This window comes from Prescottella equi, from assembly GCF_002094305.1.
Classification (GTDB): domain Bacteria; phylum Actinomycetota; class Actinomycetes; order Mycobacteriales; family Mycobacteriaceae; genus Prescottella; species Prescottella equi.
On record NZ_LWTX01000013.1, the window covers coordinates 97,615 to 109,227 of the forward strand.

The following is an 11,613-nucleotide window of genomic DNA, read 5'->3' on the forward strand; positions in this document are numbered from 1 at the left end:
CATCCACGAAAGGTGGGTAGCCGTTGTGACAATCGCCACGAGTGACGAACAGAAGGCCGTCCAGGAGTCGATTCAGGCGTGGGCGCGCTCGGCGGCCCCGATAGCCATTTTACGCGAGGGACCTGCGGACTTCTGGCGCCAGACCTGGCCGTCGGTGGCGCAGCTGGGGCTCTTCGCCGTGGGTGTTCCCGAGTCGGTCGGCGGGGTCGGCGGACAGGTCGTCGATCTGGCCGCGATGTTGGAGCAGTCGGCCGTCGAACTCGTCGGCGGTCCCGTTCTACCCACCGCGCTCGCGGGCCTCGTGCTCGGGCGCTGCGACGGTGCCGCGGCGAAGGCGTGGGCAGGGCAGATCGCCGAGGGTGAACTGCCGGTATCGGTGGTGCTCGACGCCCCGGCGCTCGAGGCGACGCCCGACGCGGACGGCGGTCTCGTGCTCGCCGGCGACGCGGGCAACGCCCTCGGCGGTGAGCCGGGCGTCGCCGTGCTCGTCCCCGCACGCTCCGGTGCCGACGTCGTATGGTGCCTCGTGGACGGTGCGGCGACAGGCCTGACGGTCGAGTCGCTCGACATCCTCGACAAGAGTCGCGCCGTCGCCCGGATCCGGTTCGACGGCGTCGCGGTGACGCCCGATCGGATCGTCACCGGCGTCGCGCCGGACCTCGTACGCGACCTCGCGGCCACACTGGTCGCTGCGGAGGCGGCCGGGGTGGCGGGCTGGAGCCTGCGGACCGCGGTCGAATACGCCAAGATCCGCGAGCAGTTCGGCAAGCCGATCGGCTCGTTCCAGGCGATCAAGCACCTGTGTGCCGAGATGCTGTGCCGCGTCGAACAGGCGCGTGCCGTCGCGTGGGATGCGGCCGTCGCGGCAGAGGACGCGCTGCCGGACCCCGACACCGGTCGTTCGGGCACCTCCGAGCTGCCCGTCGCGGCTGCGGTGGCGGCGGCCGTCGCGCTGGACGCGGCCGTCCAGAACGCCAAGGACTGCATCCAGATCCTCGGCGGTATCGGCTTCACCTGGGAGCACGACGCGCATTTCTACCTGCGCCGCGCGGTCTCCAACAAGCAGTTCCTGGGCGGCAGCAACGTCTGGCGCGCACGGGTGACCGAGCTGACCCGCGCCGGAGCACGCCGCCACCTGACGATCGATCTGTCCGACCTCGAGTCGGAGCGGGCCGCGATCCGCGACGAGGTGGCCGCGCTCGCCGCGGTACCCGAGTCGGAGCGGCGTGTCGCGGTCGCCGAGTCGGGGTACGCCGCGCCGCACTGGCCGCGTCCGTACGGCCGCGGGGCGAGCGCCGCCGAGCAGATCCTGATCGCGGAGGAGATGGCGGCGGCCGGCGTCGAGCGTCCCGATCTCGTCATCGGCTGGTGGGCGGTCCCGACCGTTCTCGAGCACGGCAGTCCGGAGCAGATCGAACGGTTCGCGCTCCCGACGCTGCGCGGGGAGATCACGTGGTGCCAGCTGTTCTCCGAGCCCGGCGCGGGCTCGGACCTGGCGTCGCTGCGGACGGTCGCGGAGAAGGTAGACGGCGGCTGGAAGCTCAACGGCCAGAAGGTGTGGACGTCGCTCGCCCGCGAGGCGGACTGGGGCATCTGCCTGGCCCGCACCGACAAGGATGCGCCCAAGCACAAGGGCATCACGTACTTCGTGCTCGACATGAAGACCCCGGGCATCAGGATCTCGCCACTGCGCGAGATCACCGGCGACGCGCTGTTCAACGAGGTGTTCCTCGACGACGTGTTCATCCCGGACGACTGCGTCGTCGGCGAGGTGAACGGCGGCTGGAAGCTGGCCCGCACGACACTTGCGAACGAGCGGGTCGCGATGAGCGGCGGGTCGTCGCTCGGCAAGGCCGTCGAGGATCTGCTCGCGCTGGCGGGCGAGCCCGACGCGGTGACTGCAGACCACCTGGGCGCGTTGATCTCCGAGGCGCTCGTCGGCTCGCTGCTCGAGCTGCGCACGACGCTGCGTCAGCTCGACGGCCAGGACCCCGGTCCGGCGTCGAGCGTGCGCAAGCTCGTCGGTGTCCGCAACCGTCAGGGGGTCGCGGAGTTCGCCGTCGAGCTCGCGGGAGAGGCCGGCTGGGTCGAGGGCCCGCTCACGCGCGAGTTCCTCAACACCCGCTGCCTGTCCATCGCGGGTGGCACCACGCAGATCCTGCTCACCGTCGCGGCCGAGCAGTTGCTGGGTCTGCCCCGCGGCTGACGAAGGATCGACGCTGCGAACGACACCCGCCCGGCCGCTCCGGGCGGGTGTCGTCGTATCGGCCGGGTCCGCGGTGGTGGCGTGTCGACTCGGTCACACCGACCCGTCCGCGAGCGGGTCGACTCCGAACAGGAGTTGTCGGGCAGCGGCGGCGGACCGGCGGGGTGGCTCGTCGGCCCAGAGATGGTCGCCCACGGGGCGGTGGCGGAGGTGAACATGTTCTCGATCGTGTAGGACTTTCTCCGTTACCCTGCAGGTGATACAACTGGAACACGTTCTAAATCGTAGGCGGGATCGGCAACGTGGATTTCTCTCTGGATCAGACACAAGAAACGGTGGCGGAGATCGTCGTGGGCCTGCTGGCCCGCGAGCACACCGATCCCGCCGACACCGGCGGCTTCAGCCCCGAGTTGTGGCAGGCGCTCGCGAAAGCGGACCTGCTCTCCCTCGCGGTGCCCGAGCGGCTCGGCGGCGACGGCCTCGGCGTGCTCGAGGTCGCGACGATGCTCACCGAGATCGGACGCGGAGCGGCGCCGGTTCCGGCGCTGGCGACCCTGGGGTTCGGCGTGCTGCCGGTGCTCGCGCTCGGCTCGGCCCAGCAGCAGGACGCGCTGCTCGACGGCATCGCGGGCGGACGCGTGCTGACCGCAGCACTGGCCGAGCAGGGTGCCGCGTTCCCGTCGGTGCCCTCGACGACGGCCGTCGCGGACGGTGACGACGTCGTCGTGACGGGCCACAAGATCGCGGTGCCGTTCGCCGACATCGCGCACCGCATCCTGGTGCCCACCGACGCCGGCGTGGTGCTCGTGGCGCCGGACGCGCCGGGCGTCACGCTCACCCCGAGTGCCACGTCGTCCGGCGGACCGGAGTTCTCGCTCCGGCTCGACGCGGTCCGTGTCCCGGCCGGGGACGTTCTCCGTGACGGCATCGACGGTGTCGCGACGCTGAACCGGATCGCGCTCGCGAGCATCGGTGCGTACGCCGACGGCCTCCTCGCCGGCGCCACCGCCCTGGCCGCCGACCACCTCACCACGCGTGAGCAGTTCGGCAAACCGCTCGCCGCGTTCCAAGCCGTGGCGCAGCAGATCGCCGACGTCTATGTGACGTCGCGGACGCTGCACGTCTCGGCGCTCGCGTCGGCTTGGCGGGTCGCCGAAGGGCTCGACGCCGCAGACGATCTCGACGTACTGGCGTACTGGATCGCCTCGGAGATCCCGGCTGCGATGCGCACGCTGCACCACCTGCACGGAGGCATCGGCGTGGACGTCACGTACCCGATGCACCGCTACTTCTCCATCGCCAAAGACCTGGCGCGCCTCGTCGGCGGCGCGTCGTACCGACTCGACCTCGTGGGGGCCCGGTGTTCATCGATCTGACGCCCGAACAGCGCGAGCTGCAGGCAGAACTGCGTCGCTACTTCTCCGGACTGATCTCGCCGGCCGAGGCCGAGATCATGCTCACCGAACGACACGGCCCCACCTACCGTGAGGTCATCCGCCGGATGGGCAAGGACGGCTGGCTCGGAGTCGGCTGGCCGGTCGAGTTCGGGGGCCGCGGCTTCGGTGAGATCGAACAGCAGATCTTCGTCAACGAGGCTGTGCGCGCGGATGTCCCGCTGCCGTCCGTGACACTGCAGACGGTCGGTCCGACGCTGATGACGTACGGGACCGAAGAGCAGAAGCGAAAGTTTCTGCCCGCCATCCTCGCCGGTGAGGTGCACTTCGCGATCGGCTACTCCGAGCCCGACGCCGGCACCGACCTCGCGGCGCTGCGCACCACGGCCGTTCGCGACGGCGACGACTACATCGTCAACGGCCAGAAGATCTTCACCACCGGTGGTCACGACGCCGACTACATCTGGCTCGCCGTCCGCACCGGCGAGGCCGAATCGCGTCACCGCGGCATCTCCATCCTCATCGTGGACACCAAGGATCCGGGGTTCTCGTGGACCCCGATCATCACCGCGGACGGCGCGCACCACGTCAACGCCACGTACTACGCCGACGTCCGGGTTCCGGCGAGCATGCTGGTCGGCGAGGAGAACAAGGGTTGGAGGTTGCTGACCACCCAGCTCAATCACGAGCGCGTCATGCTCGGACCGGCCGGGCGTGTGGCGGGTCTCTACGAGAAGGTGTACGACTGGGCCGCGAAGCGGGAACTGCTGGACCTGCCCGACGTTCGTCGCGGACTCGGCGAGATCCACGCCACCTACCGCCTCAACGAATTGCTCAACTGGCAGGTCGCGGCAGCCACGGGTGACGTCGACATCGCGGATGCGTCGGCCACCAAGGTCTTTGCGACCGAGCGCATCCAGCGGGTGGGCCGGATCGTGGACGAGATCGTCGGCGCGCACGGCGATCCGGGCGATCCGGAGACGGCGGCGCTCATGCGCTGGCTCGACGTCCAGGTCAAGCGCAACGTCGTGATCACCTTCGGGGGTGGTGTCAACGAGGTCATGCGCGAACTGATCGCGGTGGCCGGACTGGGATTGCCGAAGGTGCCGCGATGACCGAGAACGACGTGACCGCACAGATTCTCGCCGGTGCCGAACAGATCAAGGCGGGCGGCGCGAGCAAGCCCCGCGCGGGCCGTGACCCGATCAACATGCCGATGATCCGCAACTGGCTCGAGGCGATCGGCGACGAGAACCCGATTTACGTGGACGAGGACGCCGCCGTCGCCGCCGGCCACGGCGGGATCGTCGCGCCCCCCGCGATGGCGCAGGTATGGACCATGCGCGGTCTCGGTGCGGTGCGCGAGGAGGACGATCCGCTGGGGCGGATGACGCAGATCCTCGACGACGCCGGCTACACGTCGGTGGTCGCCACCAACTGCGACCAGATCTACCACCGCTACCTGCGTCCCGGCGAGGAGGTGACGATCGAGTCGACGCTCGAGGAGGTCGTCGGCCCCAAGCGGACCGGACTCGGTGAGGGCTGGTTCTTCACGACACGCAACTTCTGGAAGGTCGCTCGCGAAGACGGCACCGGGGAAATCGTCGCCGAGATGATGTTCCGCATCCTCAAGTTCATGCCACCGGCCAAGGACGTTCCTGCATCCGAAAGTGCCTCGGTTCCCGAGGATCTCGATCCGACGCGGATGATGCGGCCCACGCCGTCGCGCGACACCCAGTTCTTCTGGGACGGGGTGGCCGCGCACGAACTGCGGATCCAGCAGCGGCCGGACGGTTCACTGCAACATCCGCCGGTGCCCGCGCTCTGGAAGGACAAGGCCGAGACCACCGACTACGTCGTCGCGTCCGGCCGCGGCACGGTGTTCAGCTTCGTCGTCCACCACGCCCCCAAGGTGCCCGGCCGGTCGCTGCCGTTCGTGGTGGCGCTCGTCGAACTCGAGGAGGGCGTGCGCATGCTCGGCGAACTGCGCGACGTCGACCCGTCCGAGGTCGTGGTCGGCATGCCGGTACAGGCACAGTTCCTGGACTTCCCGGGCGATGACGAGACCGGTAACGAGCCATGGACGCTGTACGCGTGGCGTCCGGTGAAGGAGTCGTGAGATGACCAGCGCCCTCGACATCTCGGTCGGCGATCAGCTGCCGGGCCTCTCGATCCACGGCGATCCCACGTTCATCGTCTCGACGGCGTTGGCCACCAGGGACTTCCAGGACGTGCACCACGACCGGGACAAGGCCCAGCAGCGCGGGTCGAAGGACATCTTCGTCAACATCCTCACCGATACCGGCCTGGTGCAGCGGTTCGTCACCGACTGGGCGGGCCCGCGAGCCCGCCTCACCTCGATCAAGTTGCGCCTCGGTGTGCCGTGGTACGCGTACGACACGCTCCACCTTTCCGGTGAGGTCGTCGCGGCGGAGGACGGTCTGGTCACGGTCAAGGTGGTCGGCAAGGACAGCCTCGGCGATCACATCACGTCGACGGTCACACTCGTGATGAACGACGACTCGGACGGAGGACGGGCATGAGCGGGTTGTCCGGGAAGGCCGCGATCGTCGGCATCGGGGCCACCGACTTCTCGAAGGATTCGGGCCGCAGCGAGCTGCGCCTGGCTGCCGAGGCGGTGCGGGCCGCGCTCGACGACGCGGGCCTGAAGCCGTCCGACGTCGACGGTCTGACGTCGTTCACGATGGACACCAACACCGAAGCAGCCGTTGCTCGTTCGGTGGGTATCCCGAACCTGAAGTTCTTCAGTCGCATCCACTACGGTGGCGGCGCGGCGTGCGCCACCATCCAGCAGGCCGCGATGGCGGTCGCGACGGGCGTCGCGGACGTCGTGGTGGCGTACCGTGCATTCAACGAGCGCTCGGGTGCGCGCTTCGGCCAGGTCAACACCGGGCTGGTGCAGCAGGTGAACTCGTCGGGCACCGACAACGCGTTCTCCTACCCGCACGGTCTGGGGACCCCCGCGTCGTTCGTGGCGATGGTCGCGCAGCGCTACATGCATGTGTACGGCGCCACGAGTGAGGATTTCGGCCGCGTCGCGGTCGCCGACCGCAAGCACGCAGCGGTCAATCCCGACGCCTTCTTCTACGGCAAGCCGATCACGCTCGAGGATCACCAGAACTCGCGATTCATCGCCGAACCGCTGCATCTGCTGGATTGTTGCCAGGAGACCGACGGCGGCATCGCCATCGTCGTCACCTCGCCGGAGCGGGCCGCGGATCTGCCGAACAAGCCGGCCGTGATCGCGGCGGCGGCGCAGGGCAGTGGGCCGGACCAGTACATCATGACGAGCTACTACCGTGACGGCCTGACGGGTCTGCCCGAGATGGGCCTGGTCGGCGATCAACTGTGGGAGCAGTCGGGACTGCGACCGTCGGACATGCAAACCGCGGTGCTCTACGACCACTTCACGCCGTACGTGCTGATGCAGCTCGAGGAACTCGGTTTCTGCGGCCGCGGCGAGGCGCGCGACTTCATCGCCGACGGTGCGATCGAACTGGGGGGCCGGCTGCCGATCAACACGCACGGCGGTCAACTCGGCGAGGCGTACATCCACGGTATGAACGGCATCGCCGAGGGCGTCCGTCAGATCCGGGGTACCTCCGTCAATCAGGTGCCGGGTGTCGAGAACGTCCTCGTCACCGCCGGAACCGGCGTTCCCACTTCGGGACTGGTGCTGACCGCGTAGGACACGAGAGTTTCCCGCACGCTGGGACGCCGGTATTGCGGGCGTCCACGCGCTGCTGAAAGGTGGCGTCGCGAGGAGTCGGCTCAGCCCGGGCCGGCGGCCGTGTGACTGCCGCCGAGTCGAGCCGGCTGCGTGACGAGAGAGGAACTGTGACGTGGCAGTGGATCGCCGACCTGATTTGCACCCGGACGTGGAGTCCATGCTTGCTGTGCTCGAGGCAGGATTTCCGGACGTCACCAAGTTCCCGGCGGCGGAGCTTCGTGAGGTGATCGCTTCTCGCCGGGCACCGTTGGCGTACCAGCCCGACATGGCGACCGTCCGCGACGTCACCATCGACGGACCGGGCGGGGACCTGAAGCTGCGTGTCTACGTACCGCATTCGGAGTCGAACGACCCGCTGCCGGTCATCGTCTTCGCGCACGGTGGCGGGTTCGTGTTCTGCGACCTCGATTCCCACGACGAGTTCTGCCGGTCGATGGCGGACGCCGTGGACGCCGTGATCGTCTCGGTCGACTACCGGCTGGCGCCGGAGCATCGGGCGCCCGCCGCGATGGAAGACGTCTACGCCGCCCTGGTGTGGACTGCGGACAACGCCGGCGAGTACGGGGGCGACCCCACCCGGATCGCTCTCGCGGGCGACAGCGCGGGTGGAAATCTGGCCGCCACGGTGGCGCTGGCCGCGCGGGACCGGGGAGCGCCCCGGATCGCGGCACAGATCCTCGTCTATCCGGTCATCGACGACGACTTCACGACCGAGTCGTACACGAAATACGGAGTGGGCTACTACAACACGACCGATGCGATGCGTTGGTACTGGGATCAGTACGCGCCCGAGGACCGGTCGAGCGAGTACGTGGTTCCCACCCGGGCGGCGACGCTCGCGGGGCTGCCCCCCGCACTGGTCGTGACGGCCGAACTCGATCCCCCGTGTTCGTCCGGCGAACACTACGCGCAACGGCTGGCGGCGGACGGGGTGCCGGTTGTCGCGCACCGATTCGACGGCCTCTTCCACGGCTTTCTCACCTTCCCCAAGCTGTCGCTCACCGGTCCGGCACGGCTCGAGCTGTGGCAGATGATCCGGGACGTCCTGAAGGTGGGCGATCCGTCCGCCCGGTGAGGCCCCGCAGTCGCTGCAACGGCCCCCGACCGTCGGGTTCGGGGGCCGTTCCTGCGGGTGTCCGTATGGGCGGGTGTCCGGATGCGGATGGAGACTGGCGATCAGTGCTCGGCGAGATGACTGCGGAGCGTGTCACCGGCGTACTTCTTGCGGAGCAGTCCGCGGTCCTGGAGGCGTGGGACCACATCGTCGACGAATTCGTCGAGCCCGGTCGGTAGATCGGCGGGCAGCACGATGAACCCGTCCGCGGCGCCCGACCGGAACCAGCGCTCGAGGTCGTCGGCGACGGTGTCGGGGGAGCCGACCAGGGTGCGGTGTCCGATGCTCAGGCCGACGCGCTGTGCCAACTGCCGGACGGTCAGCCCCTCGCGCAGCGCGATCTCGGTGAAGAGCTTCGGCCGCGACACGCTCGCGTTGGCGGGCAGAGACTCTCGTAGATCGGGGAAGGGCCTGTCTAGGTCGAATCGGGACAGGTCGATGCCGCCGAACGACTGGTTCAGGAATTTCAGTGTGGTCCCGTCGTCGATGTGGGATCCGAGTTCGATCGCCAGCTCACGGGCCTCGGCGTCGGTTCTGCCGACGATGGGCGTCACCCCCGGAAGGATCTTCACGGCGTCGGTGGTCCGGCCTGCGGCCGACACCAGGCTCCGCATCCGGTCGGCGAATTCCCTCGCCTCGGACAGTTCGTGCTGGGTGGTGAACACGAGGTCGGCGACACGCGCGCCCAGTCGCATGCCGGTGGGGGACGATCCCGCTTGCGCCAGCGGGAGCCGGCCCTGCGGGGACCGAGGGATGGTCAGTGGGCCCGCGACCTCGAAGAACTTGCCCCGATGATCGATGCGGCGAACCTTGCTCGGGTCCGCCCACACGCCGGACGCCCGATCGCCGACAATGGCGTCCTCGTCCCAACCTTCCCAGAGGGCCCGGACCACGTCGACGAACTCTTCCCCGCGAGCGTAGCGATCCTCGTGGTCCGGGAGCTTGGCGGAGCCGTAGTTCTCGGCGGCGGCGGGAATCGCGGTGGTGACGATGTTCCAGCCGGCCCGCCCGTTGCTCAGATGGTCGAGAGTGGCGAACTGGCGCGCGACGGTGAACGGATCGTTGTACGTGGTTGAACTGGTGCCGATCAGACCGATCTTCTCCGTGACGGCCGACAGCGCCGCGAGCACGGCGATCGGATCGGGTCGGTCGGTGGCGTCGGCGGCGATCGCGGGGGACAGGTTCAGCGCATCGGCGACGAAGAAGGCGTCGAAGCAGCCCCGTTCGGCCGACCGGGCCACCGCAGCCCAGTGGTCGAGCGTGTGCATGTTCGCGGGATCTGTTCGTCTCGAACGCCATACGGACTGTCCGACGCCGACGCCTTGCGCGAATACGGCGAGATGCATCTGTCTGGTCATGGGACGTGTCGCTCTCCGCGATGCGGCTCGGTCGGCCTCCGGTCATCGCTTGGTCGGGGTGGTTCGCTCGGACCGTCGAGCAGCGCGAGTTCGTCGGCAGACAACTCGAAGGTTGCCGCTGCAACGGAATCGACGACGGATTCCGCCCGCGAGGCACCGGGGATGGGGATCACCACCGGCGATCGGTGAAGCTGCCATGCGAGTGCGACGCGGTGGGGGCTGACGCCGCGGGCTCGTGCGATCGCTTCGAACGGAGAGCCCGCTCCGCCAAGGCTCTTCGCTTGTCTCATACCCCCGAAGGGGCCCCAGGACAGAAAGGCGAGACCTAGGTCCTCGCAGGCTCGTATCTCGACCTCGGCGGATCTGGCGCTGGGGGAGTATTCGTTCTGTACCGCCACCAGAGCGTCACCCAGGATCTGCTGCGCGATATCGATCCGGCGGACGTCGGCGTTGGAGATACCGACCCGCGCCACCAAACCCTCGTCGTGGAGGTCACGGAGCGCGAGCATCGACTCCTCGTACGGAATCTGAGGATCCGGTCGGTGGTGTTGGTAGAGGGGGAGCGGGTCGAGTCCGAGTCGTCGGATCGACGCGATGCAGGCCTTGCGCAGATGCTCGCGGCGACCGTCCGTCCACCAGGTGTCGGTCTCGGCGAACCGCAGGTGGCCCCCTTTCGTGGCCACGACGACGTCGTCGAGCGGGCCCGGCCATCGCCGTAGCGCATCGGCGAGTGCCAACTCGTTGACGCCGTCGCCGCCGCGCGCGGGCCCGTACACGTCGGCGGTGTCGAACAATCGGACGCCGACGTCGAGTGCGGTGTGCACCGCCCGCCGACCGCGCTCGACGTCGTACCCCGGAACCTGCGTGATGGTCATGGAACCGAACCCGATCGCAGGCAGGAGAAGGTCGCCGAGCCGACGGACCGGAAGGCGGGTGGTGATCATTTGCCGACCGCCGTCCACCCACCGTCGACGGGCAGGCACACGCCGGTCACGAAGCTCGCGTCGAGCGCGAGGTACTCGATCGATCGCGCCATCTCCTCGGGCTCGCACATGCGATCCAGCGGCGTGCGTTTCACAGTGGCGGACACGTCGTAGCCCTGATCGATCATCTCCTGGACCATCGGCGTCAGGGTGTGCCCGGGCGCGACGCTGTTGACGCGAAGAAGGGGTGCCCACTCGATCGCGAGATTCTTGCTCAGTTGCTGGACAGCGGCTTTCGCCGGGCCGTAGTCGGCCTGCCGTTCCCAGCCGCCGAACGCCGTCGTCGACGAGATCGTCACGACCGACCCGGGCCTGCGGGCCTCGACCAGCGGGCGTGCGAACGCCGAGGCGACCAGTAGCGTTCCCATGACGTGGACGTCGAAGACTCGTCGCACACGTTCGGGATCCATCTCGAGCGCGGGAACGTAGGCCCCGCGGATTCCGTGGCAGGTCACGAGAACGTCGGGCCGCGGCGCCCGAGTGCTCGCGCGGAGCATCGCCGACTCCACAGCGGTGCCGTCGGTCGCGTCAACCGTGTAGTAGTCGACGCCCTCCACGCGTGCGGCAGGTACGTCGAGATCGAACACGCTGACTCGCAGTCCCCGCGCGAGGAACCGGTCGACGACGGCCGCCCCGATCCCGCTCGACCCGCCCGTCACCACGGCATGCCGGGCATCCATCACAAGCCTTCCTGCGGAGCGGCGAACCGCGATGCGAACGCGTGGATGCTGGCGACGACGTGGTCGAGTTCATCGTCGCTCATGCCGTGGCTCATGCCGAGCGACATGCCGCGCTCGAACACCTCGT

Annotated in this window: 11 protein-coding genes and 1 pseudogene; 8 read left to right on the forward strand and 4 right to left on the reverse strand. The window is 68.8% G+C overall.

Annotated elements, in window-relative coordinates:
* Window positions 1-25: 25 nt before the first annotated feature.
* The 8 genes from A6I89_RS22890 (at window position 26) to A6I89_RS22920 (ending at window position 8,426) form a co-directional block, all read left to right on the forward strand.
* On the forward strand, window positions 26-2,206 hold the full coding sequence (locus A6I89_RS22890) for an acyl-CoA dehydrogenase family protein (protein WP_022594007.1): 2,181 nt from the start codon (window positions 26-28) through the stop codon (window positions 2,204-2,206).
* An 81-nt stretch (window positions 2,207-2,287) separates the two neighbouring features.
* On the forward strand, window positions 2,288-2,440 hold the full coding sequence (locus A6I89_RS24735) for a hypothetical protein (RefSeq protein ID WP_157349022.1): 153 nt from the start codon (window positions 2,288-2,290) through the stop codon (window positions 2,438-2,440).
* Between the two features lie 68 nt (window positions 2,441-2,508).
* Window positions 2,509-3,582, forward strand: a complete 1,074-nt coding sequence (locus A6I89_RS22895) for an acyl-CoA dehydrogenase family protein (protein WP_044990446.1) — start codon at window positions 2,509-2,511, stop codon at window positions 3,580-3,582.
* Window positions 3,567-4,715, forward strand: coding sequence for an acyl-CoA dehydrogenase family protein (locus A6I89_RS22900; RefSeq protein ID WP_022594012.1), 1,149 nt, complete (start codon window positions 3,567-3,569; stop codon window positions 4,713-4,715). Before A6I89_RS22895 ends, A6I89_RS22900 begins: the two co-directional genes overlap by 16 nt.
* Entirely contained in the window at window positions 4,712-5,719 is a 1,008-nt protein-coding gene (locus tag A6I89_RS22905; protein WP_022594014.1) for a bifunctional MaoC family dehydratase N-terminal/OB-fold nucleic acid binding domain-containing protein, read from the forward strand. The genes A6I89_RS22900 and A6I89_RS22905 overlap by 4 nt, the downstream gene beginning before the upstream one ends.
* Window position 5,720: 1 nt before the next feature.
* Complete coding sequence (locus A6I89_RS22910; RefSeq protein WP_022594017.1) at window positions 5,721-6,143, forward strand: MaoC family dehydratase; 423 nt, start codon at window positions 5,721-5,723, stop codon at window positions 6,141-6,143.
* Window positions 6,140-7,309: a lipid-transfer protein gene (locus A6I89_RS22915; RefSeq protein WP_005515647.1), complete on the forward strand. Its 1,170-nt coding sequence runs from the start codon at window positions 6,140-6,142 to the stop codon at window positions 7,307-7,309. Before A6I89_RS22910 ends, A6I89_RS22915 begins: the two co-directional genes overlap by 4 nt.
* A gap of 199 nt (window positions 7,310-7,508) precedes the next feature.
* Window positions 7,509-8,426, forward strand: coding sequence for an alpha/beta hydrolase (locus A6I89_RS22920; protein ID WP_044990474.1), 918 nt, complete (start codon window positions 7,509-7,511; stop codon window positions 8,424-8,426).
* A 101-nt stretch (window positions 8,427-8,527) separates the two neighbouring features.
* Here A6I89_RS22920 and A6I89_RS22925 read toward each other — a convergent pair whose 3' ends face one another.
* From A6I89_RS22925 to A6I89_RS24485, 4 genes and pseudogenes are all read right to left on the reverse strand, one after another.
* Window positions 8,528-9,823: an LLM class flavin-dependent oxidoreductase gene (locus tag A6I89_RS22925; RefSeq protein ID WP_044990448.1), complete on the reverse strand. Its 1,296-nt coding sequence runs from the start codon at window positions 9,821-9,823 to the stop codon at window positions 8,528-8,530.
* Window positions 9,820-10,767, reverse strand: a complete 948-nt coding sequence (locus A6I89_RS22930; RefSeq protein WP_013414829.1) for an aldo/keto reductase — start codon at window positions 10,765-10,767, stop codon at window positions 9,820-9,822. Before A6I89_RS22930 ends, A6I89_RS22925 begins: the two co-directional genes overlap by 4 nt.
* Complete coding sequence (locus A6I89_RS22935) at window positions 10,764-11,486, reverse strand: SDR family NAD(P)-dependent oxidoreductase (RefSeq protein WP_022594023.1); 723 nt, start codon at window positions 11,484-11,486, stop codon at window positions 10,764-10,766. The genes A6I89_RS22930 and A6I89_RS22935 overlap by 4 nt, the downstream gene beginning before the upstream one ends.
* A pseudogene (locus tag A6I89_RS24485) lies at window positions 11,486-11,613 on the reverse strand (DegT/DnrJ/EryC1/StrS family aminotransferase); the annotation flags it as partial. The gene A6I89_RS22935 and the pseudogene A6I89_RS24485, both read right to left, overlap by 1 nt.